This is a genomic window from Rhizobium sp. BK060 (assembly GCF_014193145.1).
Lineage (GTDB): Bacteria > Pseudomonadota > Alphaproteobacteria > Rhizobiales > Rhizobiaceae > Rhizobium.
The window spans coordinates 202,673-224,589 of record NZ_JACHYW010000007.1 but is presented as its reverse complement, the minus strand read 5'-3'; the positions used below and the strand labels follow the sequence as shown (position 1 = coordinate 224,589).

Genomic DNA, 21,917 nt, shown 5'->3' with positions numbered 1-21,917 from the left:
TTCCCGGCAGTATCAACCAGGAAAACATCATGCGTCTCATAGCAGCACTGCTTGCCTCGTCACTTGTCAACGTAACTGTCGCTCACGCCGAAATGAAACTGAGCTCCAATGACCTGAGCCCTGGAAAACCCATGGCCAGCGCGCAGGTGTTTAACAGCTTCGGTTGCACGGGCAAGAATATTTCGCCGGAACTGGCCTGGTCAGGGGCGCCTGAAGGCACCAAGAGCTTCGCCATCATGGCTTACGATCCGGATGCGCCGACAGGCTCCGGCTGGTGGCACTGGACTGTGTTCAACATTCCCGCAACGGTTTCCAAGATTGCGACCGGCGCAAGTGGCGACAAGAAGCTTCCGGAGGGCGCCGTGGAAGGCCGCACCGACTTCGGCACATCCGGCTATGGTGGCGCATGCCCGCCGGCCGGAGATGCTCCGCACCACTATCAGTTCACCGTCTACGCGCTCTCTGTGGACAAGCTTGCGCTTCCCGAAACGGCGCCTGCGGCCATGATTGGGTTCTATGTACGGGCAAATACGCTCGGCAAGGCGACGGTTGAGGTGACTTACGGTCGCTGATCCTGTGTTTCAGGCAAGGTATCGAAGGAGGTCGGAGGCAAGCTTGCCTTTGCCTTCGAGCCGATGGGCGATCAGCGGGTCAAGAACATCACTGAGCCGATTGCCTGCTATCGTGTGAATTTGGATCGGGGCTCACCGGATCGCGTTGAGCCCCAGTTGCCGAACGGATATGCCGCGCTCAAAAAACGTCGACCGCGGTCTGCGCGCGCCTATGCGGGCATCGCACTCCAGCGATCAAGGCAACAGGCGCTATACGCCGCACACCATCGCTTGCTGTTTGGTCGATTGCTTCCGGTTCGTCCAGGGCGATCGCGACAATGGCGGAGGTATCGATGACATCTCTTTTTGTCAAACGCTGCTCAGCAGAAGGCTCGTTTCGCTGTTGGCAACGCCATCGATCATGCGCACCTCGCGCAGAACGCGGTCGAAATCCGCAAGGCTTGCCGCCCGGATATTGGCGACGAGATCCCAATTGCCGTTGGTCGTGTGCAACGCGGAAATCTCCGTCAGACCGCGCAGCTTGCGAATGACCTGCGTCGTCGACTTGCCGACGACCTCGATCATCATCACCGCATGCACCGCGCTCAGATCGTAGTCTTCTCTCACCCGCACGGTAAATCCGAGCAGCGTCCCTGTCTCGATCAAGCGGTCCAGTCTGTTCTGCACTGTCCCGCGTGCAACGCCGAGCGCATGCGAAAGCTTGGTCAACGATGCCCGTCCATCCGCGCGAAGATGGCCGATGATGCGGCGGTCGAGATCATCCGGGGAATATTTCGCGACATCCATGCTTCCCGCTCCTGGTTGATAAATTTATGCAAACCGACTGAACAAATTGTACAATCAGCTGCCGGAACTAGCACAGTTTTGCGCTTTCGGCCAACACTTGGGAACGCTAGCCTCTCTTCATCAGCCCAGCGCCAGAGGATTTCGTGATGTCGTCACCCCTTCCATCGGAAAAAGCCTTCGTTCCCTTCGTCAGCGTCGAGAACATGATGCGGCTCGTCCACCATATCGGGCTGGAAACCTTACTGGCCGAGCTCACCGACGTCATCGAGGCGGATTTCCGCCGCTGGGAGCTCTTTGACAAGACACCGCGGGTCGCCTCCCATTCCCGCGAGGGCGTGATCGAGCTGATGCCGACCTCGGATGGCGAGATCTATAGCTTCAAATATGTGAACGGCCATCCGAAGAACATGGCGCAGGGCCTGCAGACCGTCACCGCCTTTGGCCTCCTGGCGGAAGTCTCGACCGGCTATCCGGTGCTGCTGACTGAAATGACGCTGTTGACAGCGCTTCGCACCGCCGCCACCTCGGCCATGGCGGCACGCCATCTGGCACCGAAGGGTGCCCGCACCATGGCGATGATCGGCAATGGCGCGCAGGCGGAGTTCCAGGCGCTTGCCATGAAGGCCATCTGCGGCATCGATCACATCAGGCTCTACGATATCGATCCGCTGGCGAGCGCAAAGATGGTGCGCAACCTGTCGGGCGCCGGATTGACGGTCACCGCCTGCACCTCGGCGCAATCCGCAATCGAGGGTGCCGACATCATCACCACCTGCACCGCCGACAAGCAATATGCGACGATCCTCACCGACAACATGATCGGCGCCGGCGTCCACATCAACGCCATCGGCGGCGACTGCCCCGGCAAGACCGAGCTGCATCGCGATATCCTGCTGCGCGCCGACACCTTCGTCGAATATCCGCCGCAGACGCGCATCGAGGGCGAGATCCAGCAGATGGAACCGGACTACCCTGTTACGGAATTGTGGAAGGTCATCACCGGCCAGGCGCAGGGGCGGCGCAATATCAGCCAGATCACGCTCTTCGACAGCGTGGGTTTCGCGATCGAGGATTTTTCCGCGCTGCGCTACGTCCGCGACAGGCTCAGGGGCACAGGGCTCTACCAGGACCTCGACATCATCGCCGACCCCGACGATCCGCGTGATCTCTTCGGCATGCTGCAGCGGGCAAGGCAGGCGTAGGAGCAAAACGATGCCTGGACATTCAGCCTACTCCATTCAAGCGCCCTCCGCGGTGGTCATGGTGCGCCCGCACCATTTTAGCGTGAACACGGAAACGGCGGCCGACAATCATTTCCAGACCAGTCAGGACATGAGGGAGGATCTGTCGTCCGTGGCGTATGGTGAAATAACTGAGGCCGCCGACACGCTCGGACGTCACGGCGTCGAGGTGCATCTCTTCGAGGATACCGGTCGGCAGACACCGGATTCGGTCTTTCCCAACAACTGGTTCTCCACCCATGCCGGCGGTCACCTCGCGATCTATCCGATGAAGGCCGTCAGCCGCCGCCGCGAACGGCGCAGCGACGTCATCGAAATGCTGAAGACCCGCTATCGGGTGCAGGAGGTCATCGACTATTCGGGCCTTGAACCCGACGGGCTCTTTCTCGAGGGCACCGGTGCCATGGTCTTCGACCACATCGACCGGGTCGCCTATGCGGTGCGCTCCGATCGCACCGATCCGATCGCGCTCGAACGCTTCTCGACCCATTTCAACTACGAGCCGATGGTGTTCGACGCCCGCGACGAAAACGGCGTCTCGGTCTATCACACTAACGTCCTGATGTGCATCGCCACCGATTTCGCCATGATCGGGCTGGAGATGATGACCGATCCTGCCAGGCGGCAGGAGATCGTCACCAGACTGGAGCGTTCCGGCCGGAGCATCGTTGCGCTGACGAACGAGCAGATTTCGCACTTTGCCGGCAACGCCCTGGAGCTTCAGGGAAGGGACGGCCGTATCCTGGCGCTTTCGACCACCGCACTCGCATGCCTCGACCGGCATCAACTTGCCGTAATCGAGGAAAGCGTCAAACCCGTCGCCCTTGATATTCCGACGATCGAAAAAGCGGGCGGATCGGTCCGTTGCACCTTGGCAGGCATCCATCTGGTAAAGCGCGGATAGGCGCAAAGCCTCAGGGCGCTAACCAAACCAAGTCCTGCCTTTTGAACGCCGCCGCCCCAATAATGCTTGCCATGGGCTGACGCATATTCGGCCTGGCAATTTCTAAATGGTGCTCTCGGTACTTCGTCACCTGGAAGCCAACAGCGACAGCGCTCGCCAACCCGCATCCACATCGGCGAGGTCCAAAGCATGGCTTGCGTACCGGGATGGCGTCTACGTGCGCATTGCGCTCGCGGAGCGTCATGACCGGTTCCACGAATGTTACAACTGGTCCATTACGCGTTCAGCCGAAATTATGCCGCTTGGATCGGCTTTAGGTGGCTCGGTGCTTTCCGGAAAGCGATTCTACAGATCGATCAATCGCTGGGCGGTGAACTTGTCGGTCACCAACATACCGATGACCCCAAGTCGCAGCGCGCCGGCAATAGCGGCCGTCTTTTTCAAGCCACCAGCCAAAGCGATGACACGATCGACCCGCGCAAGATCCTCAAGCGGGATGCCGATAACGCGCTCGTCCAAGGGCGTCTTCACCGCTTTGCCGTTTTTGTCGAAGAAACGGAGCGAGATGTCGCCGACGGCACCTGCATCTGCGAGATCAGCAAGCTCCCGCGACGAAAAGATGTTGCCCGACCGTGCGAGAAGTTCTGAGGGTTCGACGGCTCCGACGCCGACGATCGCAAGCGTGATGCTGCCAAACAAGTCCATCGTCTCTCTGACAAATGGATCGGACTGCATGAGGAGCTTGGCCTCTCGCGAGGTGGTCACTCCCTGCACAGGAAGAAGCTTCGGCTCCGCACCGGTCAGCCGCGCAAGCCGTGTCGTAAGTTGGGTCGCGTGGGTCTGTACCGATGGATCGCCCATGCCGCCTAGCGTCTGAACGACGTATTTCGCCTGCGCGCTCTTCTGAGGGTGGATGTTTTCCACCATCTTGAAGATGGTTTGACTCCAACTCGAAACCCCGATGATCTCTCCGGGGGCAAGTGTGACCTCCAGGAGATGAGCTGCCGCTTCTCCGATCCGGGCCATGATGGCTCCGTCGCGGTCTTCCGTACACTCCACAACAACTGCCTCGGGCAGGTCGTACCTTTCACGCAGGCCCGCCTCGAGTTCGCTGTAGGTGCCAACAGGCGGGATGACGCTCGTCCGGACGATATCCTCCGCCTCAGCGCGCTTCAGCATCCGGGAGACTGTTGCCTGCGACAGCCGAAGATGCTGTGCGATTTCCGCCTGTCGCCGTCCCTCGATGTGATACATCTGGGCGACTCTTGAAATGAGGCGGAGTTCGTTTAGGCGAGACATCGCTGATCCCGGTGTGAATTTTTATTCACCTTTAGCCGGTGTTTGGCGCGACGTCGAGCGGGCGAGAGCATCATTCCAGGTATTCAGGAGCGCATCCCGATCCACGCGTTCCGGGGCAATGACCTGCTTGCTTCGAGGCAGTCCCGCGATGACCCCGAGATCGCTCCACAGGCCGAGTGATAGTCCCGCCAGATATGCGGCACCGAGCGCCGACGCCTCGGGCGCCTCGCATTGGATGACGGCGTGTTCGACAAGGTTCGAGACGCACTGCATCAGGAAGCGGTTCTGGCTTGGTCCACCGTCGACATAAAGGGCGCCGAGTTCGCCGCCGCTCTGTGCGCGCATGGCAGCGATCACGTCGTGGACCTGGAAGGCGATCGAATCCGTCACTGAGCGTGCCATCTGAGCACGCGTCGTGCTGAAGTTGATCTGCGAGAAGAGGGCCCGCGCGTCGGAGTTCCAGTAGGGTGCGCCCAGTCCTACGAAGGCGGGCACGAAGCCTGGTCCTCCTGGTTCAGCGGTCGCCGCCAGGTCGACCAAGGCGGCCACATCGGGGAGGCCGAGAATGCCCGCCATCCAGGGGAGGCTTGCGGCGGAAACGAGAATGTTGCCTTCGAAGGCGAAAGTCGGCTTTCCGCTGATGCGCCATGCGACAGTGGTCGTGACGCCGTTGGACGGGGCGATGAACCGAGGAAGTGTCGTCATCACCGAGGAGCCCGTTCCGAAGGTTATCTTGCCATCGCCCGGTTTGAACGCTCCATGACCGAACAGGGCGGCATGGCTATCGCCGATTGCGGCCCTGATAGGTGTGCCGTCCGGTACGCCCGGAAGCCCATGCGTCGCGCCGAAATCCGCAGAGCTGTCGAGCACCTCCGGGAGGAGTGCGGTATCGACGCGGAAAATCTCTCCGAGTTCCTCACTCCATCTCTGCTGCTGAAGGTCGAACAATTGGCTTCTGGCAGCGTTCGAGGCATCGCAGACGTGCCGGGCCCCGCTGGTCAGGCAGTGCACAAGCCAACTGTCGATCGTTCCAAGTCGGACCGATCGGCCTGTCGGCACACGGTCGAGCAGCCATCGGAATTTCGAACCGGGAAACATCGGGTCCAAGGGAAGGCCGGTGAGAGCCTGTACACGGTCAAGACGACCTTCGGCGACTAGACGCTCGCAATCTTGCGCCGTGCGTCGGCACTGCCAGCTCAGCACCGGGCCTAATGCTTCTCCCGTGTCGGCGTCCCAGGCGGTGACCGACTCGCGTTGATTGGAAATCGCCACGGCTTCGATGGTCACATCGGGTACGGCCTTCAAGCAGGCGTCGATTGCTTCGCAGACAGAGGCGTAGAGCCGGCGTGGATCTTGTTCGACCCAGCCGGGCCTTGGATAGGAGATGCCGACAGGAGCCGAGCCTCTGGCGACGATTTCACCCTTTTCGCAAACGAGAACTGCCTTGGAATTGGTCGTGCCCTGGTCGATCGCCAGAATAACCCGCATCGTATCCTCCCAGATCATTCGGGCCGGGGCGGCGAGTGCGCCCCGGCTTGATTAGGTGCTACCAGTTTACTTGCGCTTGATCAGCGACTGCGCGGCGTCGGCGATTGCAAACGGTGCCATGCCGAACTCGTCGAGCAAGAACTCCGCCGATCCGGTCGGAGCGTAGATGCCGGGAACACCCAGACGCTTCATCGGGACTGGAGCATTGTCGACCACCACTTCAGCGACCGCAGAGCCAAGCCCCCCAAAGATCGAATGCTCTTCGGCCGTCACGATAGCGCCGGTTTCTATCGCCGCGGCGATAATGGCCTCCTCGTCGATCGGGCGAACCGTTGCAAGGTTGAGCACCCTGGCGCTGATGCCGTGTTTTGCAAGGATTTCGGCTGCTTTCACCATGCGATGGGTCAGAGTGCCGTTGGCAATGAGCGTGACGTCCGAACCGTCGCGCAGGAGATTTGCCTTGCCAAGCTCGAACCTGTGACCTTGCGCAAGAAGGTCGGGCACACCCACGCGCGAAAGGCGCAGGAAGCATGGCCCATGGTAGGTCGCCGCCCACTCGACGGCCGCGGCAGTCTCGATGCGGTCGCATGGCGCGATCACAGGAAGATTGGGCAGGACGCGCGTCCAGGCGAAGTCCTCGATCGAATGGTGGGTCGGCCCCAGCTCGCCATAGGCCATTCCAGAGGAAATGCCCACGAGCTTGACGTTTGCATTCGAATAGGAAATGTCGGCCTTGATCTGCTCGAGCGATCGCCCCGTCAGAAAGGGAGAGGCGCCGCAGACGTATGGAAGGCGCCCGCCGTTGGCGAGACCTGCTCCAACGCCGACCATGTTCTGTTCCGCGATGCCGACATTGACGAGGCGGTCGGGAAACTTCGACTTGAAGCCGCCGAGCTTGGAGGAGCCTACGGAGTCATTGCAGACTGCGACGATCGTTTCGTTCTCGGCTGCCAGGCGCTCGAGCGTCGCTGCGAACGCGTCGCGGCAATCGTGGAGCTTGGGTGCGTTTACTGGCGCGTTCATCACAGTGCCTCCGACAGTTCTGCCAATGCGATTTCGTACTGTTCCTTGCTCGGGACCTTGTGGTGCCAATCGACGCGGTCCTGCATGAACGAGATTCCATGACCCTTGTTGGTGTGGGCCACGATGCAGTGCGGCCGCGATCCCCTGTGTTCGAGGGCCGGGACGACCTCGCTCATATTGTTTCCGTTGATCTCGGTGACTTCCCAATCGAAGGCTTCGAGCTTCGGGCGCAGCGGCGCGAGATCGTTGGTGTCGGCCAGAGCGGCACCCTGCTGGAACCTGTTGTGGTCGATGACCAGCGTCAGGTTATCCAGCTTGAATTGGGCCGCGGCCATGATCGCCTCCCAGTTGGAACCCTCCTGCATCTCTCCGTCGCCGGTGACGACGTATGTATGATACTTTGCGCCGGAGAGCTTGGCGGCCTTCGCCATACCCACCGAAACGGGCAGACCATGGCCAAGCGGCCCGGTGTTCGTTTCGACACCCGGAACCTTATTACAGTTAGGATGCCCGTTCAGTCTCGAGTGCGGCCGCAGGAAGGTGGAAATCTCCTCTTCCGGAATGAAGCCGCGCTTTGCCAGGGTCACGTACAGGGCACACGCCGTATGGCCCTTCGAAAGAACGAACCTGTCCCGAGCGGGGTGCTTTGGTTGGTCCGGCCAAACGTTCAGCACGCGGAAATAAAGGGCCGTCAGGATATCGATGACCGACATTTCCCCGCCGATATGGCCGGCACCTGCTTCGAAGACGGCCTGAAGATCGCGCAATCGGATCTCGCGAGCGAGGCGCTCGAGTTCTGTCGTATCCATGGATTCCTCTTGTGCATAAATATTCACTATCCAATATTTTTGCATACGAACACGTTTAGTCAACCCCCTCAGACAAACATCGTGCCATGACGGGCACGGACAAATCCTGTTGACAGCCCTAAAGCAACTTGTTAATGAATTTTCCGGCAGGTGTGAATAAATATTCTGCATTGAACAAATATTGACGACCGACGAGATCCAGGGAGGAACGATGGTGGCGCTCGACATCAATGAACAGAGGCTCTCGTCCGGCACCTGGCTTGCCAAGCTCAGGGGCGCCACCGGCCCACTCGTGGGGCTGCTCGCGCTTTGCGTCTTTCTGAGCTTCAGCACCGACGCGTTTCTGTCCGTTCGAAACGGCCTCAACATCCTCGATCAGATCACCGTCCTTGGCATCATGGCGGTCGGAATGACCTTCGTCATCCTGATCGGCGGCATCGACCTCTCGGTTGGTTCGGTGCTTGCCCTTGCTATGATGGTCATGGGCTGGACCGCTAACGTTGCCGGACTTCCGCTGCCTGTCGGGATCGCCTTCGGGCTGGTCGCATCCGCCGTCTCCGGTCTGATTGTTGGACTCCTGGTGACGCAATTCCGAGTGCCGGCGTTCATCGCCACTTTGGCCATGATGTCCGCAGCTCGCGGCGTCGCAAACATGATCACGGATGGCCAGCAGATTGTTGGATTCCCCGACTGGTTCATGATGCTCGCGATCGATCGCCATTTCGGGGTGCTGACTGCCACCGTATTTCTCATGCTTGCTGTCGTGCTTGCAGCCGGGCTCTTCCTGCGCTTCCGGTCCGAAGGCCGCATGCTCTACGCCGTCGGCGGAAACCCGGAAGTCGCTCGCTTGGCCGGTATCAACGTCCAGCTCGTGACGATCGGTGTCTATGTCGTGAGTGCGGTCCTTGCCGGACTGGCCGGCATCGTACTCGCCGCCCGCCTGGACTCTGTCCAGCCTTCCAGCGGCCTGGGCTATGAGCTGGACACCATTGCTGCGGTCGTCATCGGCGGGACGTCGCTTTCGGGCGGCGCCGGAGGGATCGGAGGAACGCTGATCGGCGTTCTTATCATCGGCGTCCTTCGCAACGGCCTCAACCTACTCAATGTTTCGCCGTTCCTTCAGCAAGTGATCATCGGGATCGTCATCGTACTTGCGGTTGGCGCGGAGACTATTCGTCGACATCGCGCCTGACGAGTGGGTCCGCCGCGTCGGCGGGCTCGTGGAATTCCGCCCCAAGTCCTGGAGCGGATCAATACCCCGAGGGGGAGGAAATACCCGAGGGTTCCATCAAACAACGGAGGAAATACAATGAAAATTGCGCGCACCATGCTCGCGTCTGCCGCACTGCTCGGTCTCACGCTCGGACCCGTACACGCAGCGGAGCTGAAGAAGCTCGGCCTGGCGGTTGCCAATCTCCAGGCAAACTTCTTCAACCAGATCAAGCAGTCGGTCGAGGCCGAAGCTAAAAAGCATGGCATCGAAGTTGTCACCGTCGACGCAAAAGGTGACGGACCGACACAGGTCAACCAGATCCAGGACCTTCTGACCCAGAACATCGACGCGCTGATCTACATTCCGGCAGGTGCGGCGGCTGCGACCGTTCCGGTCAAGCTTGCCAAGAGCGCCGGCATTCCGGTGGTCAACGTCGACCGCAATGCCGACGGCGCACCAGGCGACACCTTCCTTGCGACGGACTCCGTCGCATCCGCAAAGTCCGTGTGCGACTTCATTCTGAAGCAGGCCGGCGGCAAGGGCAAAATGGTCATCATCCATGGCCAGAAGGGTACGACGCCCGAAGTTGACCGTTCCAAGGGCTGCGCTCAATCTCTCAAGGCAAACCCGGACGTCAAGGTCGTGGCCGAGCAGTACTCGAACATCTGGAGCCAGGATGAAGGATTCCAGATCATGCAGAACATGCTCCAGGCAAATCCGGACGTGTCGATCGTCTTTGCCCAGGCAGACGCACTCGCACTTGGTGCTGCACAGGCCATCAAGGTTGCCAATCCTTCTCAGAAGATCGTGGTTGGCGGCTTTGACGGTGATACCGCTGCCCTCGAAGCCCTCAGCAAGGGTGTCTTCGACGTGACTGCAACGCAGCAGACGCAGAAGATGGGTCGCGACGCGGTCGAAAACGCCGCCAAGCTTGTCGCCGGCAAGAAGGTGCCGCCGGTCCAGCTCCTGGACGCTACGTTGACGACCAAGGAAAACGTCGCAGGCTTCATCGCCAACCATCCGTAATGAAGTCGAGGTCTTGAGGAGGTGTGCCGTGACTGATCCGGTTCTTTCGCTGAGGGGCATATCGAAGCGGTATGGACCGCTCCAGGTTCTGAAGAATATCAGCTTGGACGTCCATCCGGGCGAAGTGGTCGCACTTCTCGGTGAAAACGGAGCGGGCAAGTCGACGCTTTCCGGCATTATCGCCGGGTCACGCACCCCATCCGAAGGTTCCATGACATGGCTGGGGCAGCCTTATGCCCCAGCCACCCCAAGAGAGGCGATCGACAATGGCGTCGTCCTGATCCATCAGGAGCTGCAGCTCCTGCCGCAGCTCTCCATCGCGGAGAACGTCTTCATCGGTCGCTGGCCTATGAAGAACGGCGTGGTCGACCGTCAGCAGATGGTTCGTCGCGCCCAGGAGCAGCTCGCCCGACTGAACCTGCACATACCAGCGATGCGGAAGGTCGCCGGCCTTTCGACCGCAAATCAGCAGCTCATCGAGATCGCCAAGGCGCTGGCTTTGAACGCCAAGCTCCTCATCCTCGATGAGCCGACCGCGGCCCTCGGTGGCGCGGAGACCGAAGCACTTTTCGAACAGGTCCGGAAGCTTCGTTCCGAGGGGGTCGGCATCATCTACATCTCTCACCGCATGGAAGAGATCAAGCAGATCACCGATCGGATCGTCGTGCTTCGCGACGGCGAGCGTGTGCAGGAATTCGCTGACAGCTCGACGCCCGTGCGCACGATCGTCGAGAGCATGGTCGGGCGCTCGCTCGACCGCATGTTTCCGACACTGCCCGATCCAACGGATCGCCCGGTCCTTCAGGTGTCCGGTCTCAGCTCTTTGGACAACTCGTTCCGTGACATCACCTTCGACGTCAAGGCAGGCGAGATCCTCGGAATTGCCGGATTGGTCGGTGCCGGTCGCACAGAGCTTGTCCGCGCGATTTCGGGCGCCGATCCGATCGGCGCGGGTTCGATCAAGCTGGAAGGCGAGGAGCTTCGACTGCGCGATCCTGCCGACGCGATCGCCAAGGGCATCGTCATGGTTCCCGAAGACCGCAAGGAGCAGGGCTTGGTCGTCGGGCACCGTATCGGGGAAAACATCATCTATGCCAACCTCGACAAGCTGGGCGGGCGTTGGATCACACCGCGCGTCAAGCGCTCGTTCGCGCAAAAGGCGGTGGCCAAGTTCGGCGTCAAGGGTCGTGCGGAGCAGTATGCCTCCGATTTGTCCGGCGGCAACCAGCAGAAGGTCGTGATCGCCAAGTGGCTGATGCGCGATCCCAAGGTGGTTGTGCTCGACGAACCCACCCGCGGCATCGACGTCGGCGCCCGCGCCGGCATCTACGACATCATCGTCAACCTCGCCAAGCAGGGCGTTGCGGTCATCGTCGTAAGCTCCGACCTCGAGGAAGTTCTCGGCGTCTCAAATCGCATTCTCGTTCTTGCCCAGGGCAAGCAGGCAGGAATTCTCAATCGTGACGAGGCAAACGACGTCTCTGTCATGGAGCTAGCTACGATCTAAACAGACAGAGAAAGGAAGAGCGGTGTCCGACATCACTCTCAACGCCCCGAAGCTTTTCGATCTCAGCGGCCAGGTTGCCATCGTGACCGGTGCTGGGAGCGGGATTGGGCAGCGCATTGCCATCGGCCTAGCACAGTGCGGCGCCGACGTCGCACTGCTCGACCGTCGCACCGACGACGGATTGGCCACAACCGCCAAGCACATCCAGGCCGCCGGCCGTCGTTTTCTTAAGATCGCAGCCGACGTCACCAGCAAGTCTTCCCTGGGAGACGCGGTGGCTCGCACAGAGGCTGAGCTAGGCGCACTGACACTTGCCGTTAACGCCGCGGGCATTGCCAACGCCAGCCCCGCAGAGGAGATGGAGGAGGACCAGTATCAGGCGTTGATGGACATCAATCTGAAAGGGGTCTTCCTTTCCTGCCAGGCCGAGGCTCGCGCTATGTTGAAAAACGGGCGCGGCGCCATCGTCAACATCGCTTCCATGTCCGGCGTGATCGTCAATCGGGGACTGAGCCAGGCGCATTACAACGCCTCCAAGGCCGGCGTGATCCACATGTCGAAATCCTTGGCGATGGAATGGGTCGACCGCGGCATCCGCGTCAACACTATCTCGCCCGGATACACCGCGACGCCGATGAACACGCGTCCGGAGATGATCCATCAGACCAAGCTCTTCGAAGAGCAGACGCCAATGCAGCGCATGGCAACGGTCGACGAAATGGTCGGCCCGGCCGTGTTCCTGCTGTCGAATGCGGCAAGCTTTGTGACGGGCGTTGATCTGCTTGTCGACGGCGGTTTCTGCTGCTGGTGATGCGATGAGAAAGCTGATTGCCGGCAACTGGAAAATGAACGGTCTCGCTTCCTCCCTGGCTGAGATCGAGGCGCTGAAGGGGCTAACGGGCGAGGCGACGTGCGATATCGTCGTCTGCCCGCCCTTCACGCTGATAGAAAAGGCCGCCGAACGCGCAAAGGGTTCTGTCGTCATTATTGGCGCCCAGGACTGCCATCCGCAGATATCAGGCGCCTACACCGGAGACGTATCAGCGGAAATGCTCGTCGATGCGGGTGCGCGCTTCGTCATTCTCGGTCATTGCGAACGTCGCGTATTCCATTGCGAGAGTGATGCCGTCGTTTCGACCAAGGTCGCCGCCGCTCATGAGGCCGGACTGACCGCAATCATTTGTGTGGGCGAGACCCGCAGTGAACGCGATGACGGCAAGGCGATCGAAGTCGTCGGTGGACAGCTACGCGGTTCAATTCCAGCGGGTGCCACCAGTTCGAACGTGGCCATCGCATATGAACCGGTCTGGGCTATCGGAACTGGTCTGGTCCCGACCATAGATCAGATCGAGGAGATCCATTCTTCGATAAGACAAATGCTCGAAGAGCGGCTTGGCCTAGACGGGCGCAGGGTCAGGATTCTCTACGGTGGCTCCGTGAAGGCCTCGAATGCCGCCGACATCTTCGGGGCGGCAAATGTGGATGGAGCCTTGGTCGGAGGCGCATCGCTGAAGGCTCTAGAGTTTGCCGGGATCATTTCTGCAGCCGCTTGAAAAGGGGCATGACGCACTTGGGTTGCTTTGCGGCCGCCCGATATCGTCAGGCACCGCGAAAGGAAGAAACTATGAAACGCTTCGAAAACAAGACCGTCGTTATCACCGGAGGCAGTCGCGGCATCGGCGCTGGGATCGCCAAGCGCTTCGCAAGGGAAGGGGCCAATCTAGTGGTCTCCGCCAATGAAGAGACGGTCCATGCAGTCTCCGAGCAGATCAAGGTGGATGGCGGCAATGCCATTTCCTTCGTTGGAGACGTCACTGACAAGACCAGCGTCAAGGCACTCTATGACGCGGCGGAGAAGGCTTTCGGTACCGTCGACGTGTCGATCCAGAACGCCGGGGTCATCACCATCGCCCGCATCGAGGACATGACGGAAGGCGAGTGGGACAAAGTCATGGCGGTCAACACAAAGGGCGTATTCTTGTGCGCGCAAGAAGCAATTCTGCGCATGCGTAAGCATGGACGCGGCGGCCGCATCATCAACACCGCCTCCGGCCAAGCGCGCGACGGCTTCATTTATACGCCACACTACGCCGCATCGAAGATGGGCGTCGTCGGCATTACCCAGAGCCTCGCAAAGGAAGTCGCGACCGAAGGTATCACCGTCAACGCGTTCTGCCCTGGCATCATCGAGACTGACATGTGGGCCTATAACGACCAGGCGTGGGGCAAGCTCCTGGGCAACTATGGCCCTGGGGAGCTGATGAAGGAGTGGGTCGAAGGTATTCCGATGAAGCGGGCCGGATCTGGCGAGGACGTCGCCGGTCTGGTCACCTTCCTTGCCAGCGACGACGCCGCCTACATCACCGGCCAAACCATCAATGTCGATGGCGGTTTGATCATGTCGTAACTTCATTCGACAATGGGGAACGGTGCGTTCACCAGGAGAACCGGGTTCCCGATGGTTGAACTGCTGGAAGCCTCTTGCAGAACCAGGCACCGATTGCTTATGTTAAAGACGTTCTCAGGGCGGGGTGAAAATCCCCACCGGCGGTATCGAGGCAACTCGGAGCCCGCGAGCGCCTTCGCTAAAACGAAGGGTCAGCAGATCCGGTGAGATGCCGGAGCCGACGGTCATAGTCCGGATGGAAGAGAGCAACGCAGCGGAACCGCGTGATGAGCGGCGTTTCCTATGCTTGTTCGCCCAAGGGAAAAACGGTGGCTCTAACAGGCCATGCTCGCCGCTAAAAGCGGCTAACCCTTGAAAGGCAAAAGGATGGCAATTTCCAAGATCGACGAGGCGGTGGCCGCAATTACACGTGGCGAGATCGTGGTCGTCGTCGATGATCGCGACCGGGAAAATGAAGGCGATTTGGTGATCGCTTCGCAAGCAGTTACGCCGGAATCGATCGCGTTCATGATGAACTACGCCCGCGGCCTTATCTGCGTCGCGATGGAAGGCGAGAGGCTCGATGAACTCGACATTCCATTGATGGTGCCGCGCAATACCGAAGTTCTCAAGACTGCATTCACCGTCTCGGTGGACTACATCCCTGAAACGACGACAGGCATATCCGCTGCCGATCGCGCTGCAACCGTGCGAGCTCTTGTCACGGACGGCTCACGTCCAGAGGATTTTGCACGGCCGGGGCATATCTTCCCGCTTAGAGCCCATCCGCATGGCGTCCTTTCCCGCCCCGGGCACACGGAAGCGGCCGTTGACCTTGCAAGGCTTGCGGGCCTGTTTCCATCAGGTGTGATTTGCGAGGTTGCCAACGACGACGGAACAATGGCTCGATTGCCAGAGCTTGAAGCGTTTGCCGAACGGCACGGTCTTCATCTGATTACGATCGAAGACCTCATCGCATACAGGGCCGAGAGCCTACCCGTCAAGGCAGCCTGATCGACCCTGCGGAGTGCCAGCTGGTACTCGTGGCCTCAGCATGGTGGCGCGCCGGAGGCGAAGCAGTTCTTCTCGCGCCACCAACAAAACGTTCGCAGTCGAGTAAGCGTGTTTCCGGTCTGGCAAGGGTACAGCCCAACGCAAACGTGAAGGATGTCGCGAACGTCCCGAGGCCAAGACCAGCGATTTCGGCAGCGCAGCACATTAACATTCTATCTGCAAACTCTTGCAGTTGCTTATGGAGTCTTCGCCCGCTGAGCGTAGGATCGTCCGGTTTTCACGTCCTTTTATGCCATATCCTTGCGGAGCCGCAACCGGCCCTCTATGCGGATGCCTATCCGGCCGCGGCCGAGGCGAACCAGCCGTATCGGAAGCTGCTTTTCGTCCAACCGGCGACGCAGAAGAAGCAGCCGCGTTTCCAGGTTGTCCTTGAACTCCGGCAGCTTCAGTGCCGCATCGAGCCGGATCTCGCGGTTGGTGAATTCGAGCGTGCCGTTTGCCAGATGCTGTTCGAGCATGGAGACAAGAAGCCGGCCCGCGATTCCCTTGATAACATAGTCGCCGTCGACGAAAACGCTGTCGTCAAAGCTGTGATGAACGACCCGAATCATCTGTTCCGAAGCCGAGTGTTCGGCCGGAGCGACCCGGTGAGAGCCGGTCTTCAGTGGGAGCTTTTCGCCCAGCGCCAGAGCCACCGCCGCTTGTCTGGCGACGATGAAAGCGCGACCTCGTCCTCGGCGGTGAAAGCCCGCCGTTCCGCGCTTTCGAGAAAGAGAACGCCGCGAACCGTGCCTCCGGCGACAAGCGGCAACGGCAATCTGGCTCATCGCATCCGGCATGCCTGGGAGGCCGGCCCGCCCAAATTGGTATCCAACGGCAAGGGCTCTCAGTCACGACGTCATCGCTGAAGCCGGTTCCTTCGCTCCAACAGGAGCTCGTGCTCGACCAGCCGCTTACCTGCGGCACTGAGGCCTGTTTCGCCGACCATTTCCTCGGTTATGCCGAGCGCCTTGAATTTCCGGCCCTGATCGGTCGCAAGGGCAGCGTGCTCGCGCCTGTAAAGCTGCAAGAGGCTGCTCCATTCGGCGTAAGTGAAGTCTCTCCGGGCGATCATGATAAGTGCCTCTCTGTCCAGATCTACGATAGCACGATTTCTCTTTTGAAGGCAGTGCACAGCCTATCATCGAATAGGTGCTCAATTACCGCCCTCTAGGCTCCAGCGGTCGCGGCAAACCGAGGGCGATGGGCACAGCTCATGTCGTTGCAGTTGTCGAAGAGGACGACCTGACCCCTGGTCGCAGCGAAGAACCGCAGTGTAGGTTCCTCAAACAAAGCGCCGTCGTCAAGAGGCGGCAAGCACTCGAACGAGTACGACGTAAAATGCCACAATTCGATCGCTTTGGTAGCATGGCAGTGGAATGTCGTAAGGCGACATTCCACGAGGGCGGCTTCGCCGTCGCTCATTATGGCGATCTGGGAAAGCTAGGGGAGACCAGCGAGTTCTATTGAGCTTTGATCCGCGCCTCGATTAATCTCAATTCGAAGCGGTGATAGCGTTGCCGCGCAAAATATCCGTTCAACTCCTGCAGAGCCAGCGACGTAGGTTCGCCTCGAAGCGATGCACCTGAAATCCGCGCTTCTTGGGCCGCGATTTCGATGTCATCATGTTTCAGGTATTTTCGCGCTAGCGCCAAGTCGGCTTGTAATTGATCATTCTCTGAAGAGACAGTCTCTTGGGGCGCCGCAGCTTGCAAGGCGGAGCCTGCGTATGTCTCGTTTGCAGCAGGAATTCTGGTCATTGGAATACCCTGAATAGCTTGGCGATTTTTGTTGATGGGTTTGTACAGCACCGTTTCCACCGGAACATAGCCGAAGTGCTTTCCAAGTTCGCCGGACAGAACACCACGGTCCGTGATGCCTTGCCTGACCAACTTCACCAACAGCTGCGCGGCCGGGTCGGGCTGGTCACCGTCCGTGGGTGTGACCTGTCCGGTGTATCCGGCCTCCTCTAGCACGCTTTGAACAAGCGTTTCCTCTTCGTTCGTTTGGCCAGACTTCTTTTGATCGTAAGGCATGCTGCCTCCTATTCCGCGGTCCGATATGCCACTGCGTTGAGTTGGCTTATTTTCTCGAGCTTGGCTGCCTGCTGAACTGAAAGGCGGCGAGGGCAGATATGGCTCGATGAACGATCTGGGCCGAGCCGATCGCGTTGTTGCCAGCAACATGGCTGCAATGGGCCTGTACGATACGCTCGATTTCGTCCAATCTCAGGGCCATGATGCTGTCGCCAGCCGCAGCGGATTTTTTCGACCCAAATCTCAGGTACGACGACAGTTGTTGAAGGACTGCAATGCGCTCGTCTACATTCATCCCAGTAATTTTGGGTAGATCATCCATCGTGTTGTCTCCAGCTTCGGCAGGGAGATGTCCGATGGGCGATCCAGATGAAATGCTTTGAATTATCCGTCGGGTACAGACCCATATTCATAAGTGGCGTTGATCCAGTAGCAATACAATGGAGGGTGCCAGAAATACGCCGCCGGGCCGGGCCAACTTACCTTTTGCAAAATTCACCACGGAGGACGCCTTACGTTCGGGCGCGGGCGACTCTACTTGCAAAGATCCAGTATCGCCGCCTCTGCGTATGGCGCAAAAGGGTTACTGTTGCCAGCAGAGGCTTCGGCGATAAGGAAATACTCAGCCTGGGCCCGAGGGCGAGTTTGAATTTGCCGGTAAGAACTGCAGCCGAACGGGCGAGGCCAGATAAAGGACATAGCGCTCGGCAGCATCCGCCAGCGCCAGCGCTGCCTCCCCCTCCCGCCATCCTGCATTTATTGCTGAAATCACAATGGTCCGGGCGATCTCATCAAATACATGACAACACTCTGCCTCTCGGCGCAGATCATCAACATTGAAATGAGGTGATGTAATTTTTTGCATATTTTGTCTCCGTGCGTCAGGAGCGGTATTCCAGCGCCACGCCGCGAATAGCGACCGGGCCTATCATGACCGCCAGATAGACCTTGACCAATATTTTGCGGCTATGTTTGAGGATAAAAGTCGGAAGACATGGGTGTCCTCCTTTCGGTCGGGGCAAGGGTGGGGGACCCTAAACAGCAGAGCCCTGATAATTGCTGCCGAGGCCGAAAAGATGCGCCTTCGAATGAAGTGAAGCAAGTTTATTTATGCGAGTTGTCTCACATGTCCTTGAACGTTCGACTCGCCGCAGCGCATTGTAGCAACTGCCACCAGCACTAAATCCGATCGACTCCCGCTGATCGCGCTGGTATGGTCCGCGGCATGTTCAGGATCATACGAATACGCCAACGCTGACCTTCCGCTCGCCGACCCGGCGAGGTCCCGTCGTATCGCGTATATTTCTGGGAATTGAACATGGTCTCCGACAACCTGCCGTCCGTCATTCCGCAGCCGCGCAAAGCCGCGCCCGATCTGGAGGTTCTCCGGAGGGTAGAAATATTGGGGCAACCAGCACTTCCTGCTGTCCCCGTATTGCCGGACGTTTACGCTTAACCATCTCCGGTCGTTCGACGAAGCCAAGTCCTACAAGGCCTTCTGCCTCATCCGCTGGCCGGCGACCGAGGGACGCCCGACCTGCGTCCGTTGCTCGCACGCGACCTGCTGGGAGATCCGGCGTCGACGCTTTAAGTGTCAGGCCTGCCGCCGGGAGTTCTCGGTGACGACGGGCACCGTATTCGCGTTCCGTAAGATGAGCTTCCAGGACATCCTGGCGGGCCTCTGGTTCTCGGTGAACAGCGTGAAGGGCAAGAGCGCCCTTCAGCTCTCCCGTGAGCTCGGCGTCCAATAGAAGACGGCCCGGGTCCTGCTTATGAAGATGCGCGAGGCCGTGGCGACCAGACGCTTCCGGATGATGCTCGAGGGCGAGATCCACATTGACGGCAACTATGCCGGCGGCCACGTCAAGCAGAAGAACCGCAAGGAAGAGCGGATCGACCGACGCCGCGGCGAGTACCAGAACTTCAAGCGCCTCACGATCCTGACGCTGCGCGAGAAGACGCCGTTCGGCCGCGGCCGCGAGCAGACCCTGACGCGCGTCACCCGGAGCGAGGATCCGAACGAGGCCTGGGAGTTCTTCAAGAAGCATGACAGCAAGGGGTCGCGCATCCATGGCGACGAACACTTCTCGTACGACGACCTCGCTGGTCTGCAGGACTTGTTCCGTGTCAACCACAGCAAGGAGTACCAGACGAAGGGCGCGGTCAACACCAACCACGTCGAAAGCTTCTTCAGCCGCATCCAGCGAGCCTACGTCGGCATCCACCATCGCTTCTCGGTCCGGTATTTCGACTGGTACGCGGCCGAGATCGCCTGGCGTGAGGACAATCGCCACGTCGACAATGGCATGCTGCTATGGGGAATGATCCACTTCGCCATGTCGGGGAAGACGTCGCGGAACCTGTGCGGCTACTGGCAGGGAAACCATCCACCAAACCTTGTATGGGAGGGCGGGGAGAACCCCGATGAACAGGCGGCCGATACGCATGTGTGAAGGCTTTGGTAATCTCCTGATTGTTATAGGAAAGTCTTCGCACGTTGCAGTGTCAGATCACATCAAAGAAGAAATTATGAAGCCTCGGTTCCTACTGAGTCCACTGGGACTCTTGATCAATGGAAGGTCTTGCGAAACACACGATCTATAACGCAAGTAGCAGAAATTATGGCGCATACAACGCCACCATCAAAACGCAAGATGGCGAATTCTACACGACGTTCTTCACCATGGAGCGTCAGCGTGGCAGTTGGGATGGACAGCGTCACAGGTTCATGGTGACAGTAGAAAGCGCCTATTTCGATCCGCAGCTAGGCCATAATAAAAGGGTAACGCTTGCGGGCGTCTTTGCAAAGCTAAACTGAGCTTTTGCTAGAAAGCATCAAGGGGGCCACCTTTCGGTAAGCCCCCTCGGGGTCTCGACAACTCTTCGAACTTGCGTTCTATCCGCTATACCAGCCGGATCGCTTTCGCGACGGTGAGAACGCCTCCCAGTCGATCAGCGTCCCTCGTTTCAACATCCAATAGACAATGCCGCCGCCCTATCCAGTCAAGCCCGCCGGTACTCTGGATCGAATGAAATCAGGAGGCTAGATGGCCACCTCCCAAAGGTAACGATGGCCATCGACCTTTCCGGCCCGTCGCACGCGGTTTGCCCTAGCAAGCTGGTCGAGAGTCTGCGAAAGGCTGTTGCCGATCTTGCCAAGCCGGATGTCGTCCGTCTGCAGTCCGATCTCTCGGGCAAAGACCATGGCGCACTCCGCAGTCGAGATTGGATGTCCCGCCTCGCGGAGCGTGCGTAGCAAAAAGCCACGGCGGTCATAATCCCTGAATAAATCGGAGACATCGTTATCGCGCTGCCTGCGCCGCCGTACTACACCAGATTCCGTTGCCGGGGCGTACTCTGGCTCGTAAGTTCGGATTACGATGTCGAACGCGGACCGCTGCTGCTCCAGTGCCGCAATCTCCTTCCGCATTGATGGATCGTTTGCGTAATGATCCGGTCTTTCAGCAAAGCTTGCGATGTTCTGACAAGTCGAACCGGGCCCGCTGTGATTTCATCAGAGTAAATTTCGTTCGCCTGGCAGATGTCGTCCGTCAAATCTCTCACGACGGCGTTCACGTCGAGGATCGGCCGCACAAGCTCCGCATGTCCATCTGCCGTCAGCGGGTGTATGCTGGTATGCGAGTGAATCCCGAAGGTAGAGCATAAGTACCCGTCGCTCCGAAACTGCCAGCGCCGAAGGCTTCCTCAATGCTGGTTCAGCGTTGAACGCCATGGCCCAGCCTCCTGCTACACCTTCAAATAGGCTCTGGGCCGTCTTATCAACCCGTGATGCCCGAATGGGGTTGCGATGGGCTTGCAAAGAGCGCATGGTTAGTGGTTGGCTGGCGTCATACCGGCAAAGTCACCTAGGAATAAAGTCCTGGATCCAACAAGGAGGACTCAATGTCTTCCGAACCTAATCAATTCTTCGACGTCGCAAATCTGAGGATGCTGGATCGCATCTTGATGAAAGCTGGCTTTCGAGGTGAGCAAATCTATGCTGTCGACGACAAAGAAATCAGCGCTTAGAATGTATCTCGCAACAACAAATCCGATTGTGCGACCTCTATCGGAGGGCGACGGTTCGCTGGCGCGGTGGCTGGACGACGGCGGCGCTCCGGTGAGAATTCACACGCACACACGGTTATGGCTGCAAGACGAACCAGCTCGCCATGGCGACCCGGTCGCTGTCGCTTTCCGGGCCGGTCACCAACCTGGTGCAGGCCGCCGTGTTGCCAAGTATGCTGGAGGTCGATGGACCCCATGGAAAACGATTACTGGATCGTCGACGATTTCGGAATGCATTCCGAAATGCGGGACGGAACGTTCGAAATTGAAGCGCACAGACTTGCCGAACTGACGTCTGTTGATGACCGCGATATTCTTTACTGGCCCGTCTATATCGCCAGCGAAACTCGGTTCGACATAGAGCGCTTTCTCGAAGCTTATGAGGCGGCGCTTGTAAAACACGCAGGCAGATACGCAGCGGTCATCAATCCGTCCCTTCTGGCCGAGAGCACGGAGGCGGCTCGCGACATCTGGGGAGAACGCCCGGTTTGCGGGTAGGCGCGACC

Annotated in this window: 24 protein-coding genes, 1 pseudogene and 1 riboswitch; of the genes and pseudogenes, 14 read left to right on the top strand and 11 right to left on the bottom strand. The window is 59.2% G+C overall.

Translation table 11 applies throughout. From position 1 onward, the window contains the following. Nucleotides 1-29 precede the first annotated feature (29 nt). On the top strand, nucleotides 30-572 hold the full coding sequence (locus tag FHT71_RS10480) for a YbhB/YbcL family Raf kinase inhibitor-like protein (protein ID WP_132591227.1): 543 nt from the start codon (nucleotides 30-32) through the stop codon (nucleotides 570-572). Between the two features lie 348 nt (nucleotides 573-920). Here the strand turns inward: FHT71_RS10480 and FHT71_RS10475 are convergent, their stop codons facing one another. Next, the gene (locus FHT71_RS10475; RefSeq protein ID WP_132591229.1) at nucleotides 921-1,358 is read right to left on the bottom strand and encodes an Lrp/AsnC family transcriptional regulator; all 438 of its coding nucleotides are present in this window, start codon (nucleotides 1,356-1,358) and stop codon (nucleotides 921-923) included. Nucleotides 1,359-1,504: 146 nt separating this feature from the next. Here FHT71_RS10475 and FHT71_RS10470 point away from each other — a divergent pair, with 146 nt between their 5' ends. Continuing rightward, the gene (locus FHT71_RS10470) at nucleotides 1,505-2,560 is read left to right on the top strand and encodes an ornithine cyclodeaminase (protein WP_132591231.1); all 1,056 of its coding nucleotides are present in this window, start codon (nucleotides 1,505-1,507) and stop codon (nucleotides 2,558-2,560) included. A 10-nt stretch (nucleotides 2,561-2,570) separates the two neighbouring features. Then, entirely contained in the window at nucleotides 2,571-3,503 is a 933-nt protein-coding gene (locus tag FHT71_RS10465) for an arginine deiminase-related protein (RefSeq protein ID WP_132591233.1), read from the top strand. Between the two features lie 345 nt (nucleotides 3,504-3,848). Here the strand turns inward: FHT71_RS10465 and FHT71_RS10460 are convergent, their stop codons facing one another. The 4 genes from FHT71_RS10460 to FHT71_RS10445 form a co-directional block, all read right to left on the bottom strand. Continuing rightward, entirely contained in the window at nucleotides 3,849-4,802 is a 954-nt protein-coding gene (locus FHT71_RS10460; RefSeq protein WP_007787785.1) for a sugar-binding transcriptional regulator, read from the bottom strand. A gap of 21 nt (nucleotides 4,803-4,823) precedes the next feature. After that, the gene (locus FHT71_RS10455; protein ID WP_183719625.1) at nucleotides 4,824-6,290 is read right to left on the bottom strand and encodes an FGGY-family carbohydrate kinase; all 1,467 of its coding nucleotides are present in this window, start codon (nucleotides 6,288-6,290) and stop codon (nucleotides 4,824-4,826) included. A gap of 66 nt (nucleotides 6,291-6,356) precedes the next feature. Beyond that, the gene (locus FHT71_RS10450) at nucleotides 6,357-7,313 is read right to left on the bottom strand and encodes a transketolase family protein (RefSeq protein WP_132591237.1); all 957 of its coding nucleotides are present in this window, start codon (nucleotides 7,311-7,313) and stop codon (nucleotides 6,357-6,359) included. Then, nucleotides 7,313-8,122 carry a transketolase gene (locus FHT71_RS10445; protein WP_132591239.1) on the bottom strand — a complete coding sequence of 270 codons (810 nt, stop codon included), beginning with the start codon at nucleotides 8,120-8,122 and terminating at the stop codon, nucleotides 7,313-7,315. The genes FHT71_RS10450 and FHT71_RS10445 overlap by 1 nt, the downstream gene beginning before the upstream one ends. Before the next feature lie 211 nt (nucleotides 8,123-8,333). Here FHT71_RS10445 and FHT71_RS10440 point away from each other — a divergent pair, with 211 nt between their 5' ends. The 7 genes from FHT71_RS10440 (at nucleotide 8,334) to ribB (ending at nucleotide 15,268) form a co-directional block, all read left to right on the top strand. After that, complete coding sequence (locus FHT71_RS10440) at nucleotides 8,334-9,314, top strand: ABC transporter permease (RefSeq protein WP_132591421.1); 981 nt, start codon at nucleotides 8,334-8,336, stop codon at nucleotides 9,312-9,314. Between the two features lie 117 nt (nucleotides 9,315-9,431). After that, complete coding sequence (locus FHT71_RS10435) at nucleotides 9,432-10,361, top strand: sugar ABC transporter substrate-binding protein (protein WP_132591241.1); 930 nt, start codon at nucleotides 9,432-9,434, stop codon at nucleotides 10,359-10,361. Nucleotides 10,362-10,389: 28 nt separating this feature from the next. Next, a complete protein-coding gene (locus FHT71_RS10430) occupies nucleotides 10,390-11,868 on the top strand; it encodes a sugar ABC transporter ATP-binding protein (protein WP_183719623.1) in 1,479 nt (492 codons plus the stop codon). Nucleotides 11,869-11,890: 22 nt separating this feature from the next. Beyond that, complete coding sequence (locus FHT71_RS10425) at nucleotides 11,891-12,679, top strand: SDR family oxidoreductase (protein ID WP_132591245.1); 789 nt, start codon at nucleotides 11,891-11,893, stop codon at nucleotides 12,677-12,679. 4 nt (nucleotides 12,680-12,683) lie between these two features. Continuing rightward, complete coding sequence (tpiA, locus tag FHT71_RS10420; protein WP_132591247.1) at nucleotides 12,684-13,421, top strand: triose-phosphate isomerase; 738 nt, start codon at nucleotides 12,684-12,686, stop codon at nucleotides 13,419-13,421. A gap of 71 nt (nucleotides 13,422-13,492) precedes the next feature. Next, the gene (locus tag FHT71_RS10415) at nucleotides 13,493-14,275 is read left to right on the top strand and encodes a glucose 1-dehydrogenase (RefSeq protein ID WP_132591249.1); all 783 of its coding nucleotides are present in this window, start codon (nucleotides 13,493-13,495) and stop codon (nucleotides 14,273-14,275) included. Nucleotides 14,276-14,381: 106 nt separating this feature from the next. Continuing rightward, a riboswitch (FMN riboswitch) is annotated at nucleotides 14,382-14,526 on the top strand. 115 nt (nucleotides 14,527-14,641) lie between these two features. Next, nucleotides 14,642-15,268, top strand: coding sequence for a 3,4-dihydroxy-2-butanone-4-phosphate synthase (gene ribB, locus FHT71_RS10410; RefSeq protein WP_132591251.1), 627 nt, complete (start codon nucleotides 14,642-14,644; stop codon nucleotides 15,266-15,268). Between the two features lie 287 nt (nucleotides 15,269-15,555). Here the strand turns inward: ribB and FHT71_RS10405 are convergent, their stop codons facing one another. From FHT71_RS10405 to FHT71_RS10385, 5 genes are all read right to left on the bottom strand, one after another. After that, nucleotides 15,556-15,963 carry a hypothetical protein gene (locus FHT71_RS10405; RefSeq protein ID WP_183719621.1) on the bottom strand — a complete coding sequence of 136 codons (408 nt, stop codon included), beginning with the start codon at nucleotides 15,961-15,963 and terminating at the stop codon, nucleotides 15,556-15,558. Between the two features lie 203 nt (nucleotides 15,964-16,166). Then, nucleotides 16,167-16,382, bottom strand: a complete 216-nt coding sequence (locus FHT71_RS10400; RefSeq protein ID WP_132591253.1) for a hypothetical protein — start codon at nucleotides 16,380-16,382, stop codon at nucleotides 16,167-16,169. Between the two features lie 388 nt (nucleotides 16,383-16,770). After that, nucleotides 16,771-17,343 (bottom strand): hypothetical protein, encoded by a 573-nt coding sequence (locus FHT71_RS10395; RefSeq protein ID WP_183719619.1) that lies wholly within the window; start codon nucleotides 17,341-17,343, stop codon nucleotides 16,771-16,773. A 46-nt stretch (nucleotides 17,344-17,389) separates the two neighbouring features. Continuing rightward, entirely contained in the window at nucleotides 17,390-17,665 is a 276-nt protein-coding gene (locus tag FHT71_RS10390; protein WP_132591257.1) for a hypothetical protein, read from the bottom strand. A 300-nt stretch (nucleotides 17,666-17,965) separates the two neighbouring features. After that, a complete protein-coding gene (locus FHT71_RS10385) occupies nucleotides 17,966-18,208 on the bottom strand; it encodes a hypothetical protein (RefSeq protein ID WP_132591259.1) in 243 nt (80 codons plus the stop codon). Nucleotides 18,209-18,962: 754 nt separating this feature from the next. Here FHT71_RS10385 and FHT71_RS32150 point away from each other — a divergent pair. The 3 genes and pseudogenes from FHT71_RS32150 (at nucleotide 18,963) to FHT71_RS10370 (ending at nucleotide 20,161) form a co-directional block, all read left to right on the top strand. Further along, entirely contained in the window at nucleotides 18,963-19,094 is a 132-nt protein-coding gene (locus tag FHT71_RS32150; protein WP_281040968.1) for a hypothetical protein, read from the top strand. A 12-nt stretch (nucleotides 19,095-19,106) separates the two neighbouring features. Then, nucleotides 19,107-19,796: pseudogene (locus FHT71_RS10375) on the top strand (IS1595 family transposase); the annotation flags it as partial. 119 nt (nucleotides 19,797-19,915) lie between these two features. Then, entirely contained in the window at nucleotides 19,916-20,161 is a 246-nt protein-coding gene (locus tag FHT71_RS10370; RefSeq protein ID WP_183719615.1) for a hypothetical protein, read from the top strand. A 225-nt stretch (nucleotides 20,162-20,386) separates the two neighbouring features. Here the strand turns inward: FHT71_RS10370 and FHT71_RS10365 are convergent, their stop codons facing one another. Then, on the bottom strand, nucleotides 20,387-20,548 hold the full coding sequence (locus tag FHT71_RS10365; RefSeq protein WP_165933124.1) for a hypothetical protein: 162 nt from the start codon (nucleotides 20,546-20,548) through the stop codon (nucleotides 20,387-20,389). A gap of 1,058 nt (nucleotides 20,549-21,606) precedes the next feature. On the opposite strand from FHT71_RS10365, the gene FHT71_RS10360 reads away from it, so the two are divergent. Next, entirely contained in the window at nucleotides 21,607-21,909 is a 303-nt protein-coding gene (locus tag FHT71_RS10360; RefSeq protein WP_183719613.1) for a hypothetical protein, read from the top strand. The last annotated feature ends 8 nt before the right edge of the window (nucleotides 21,910-21,917 follow it).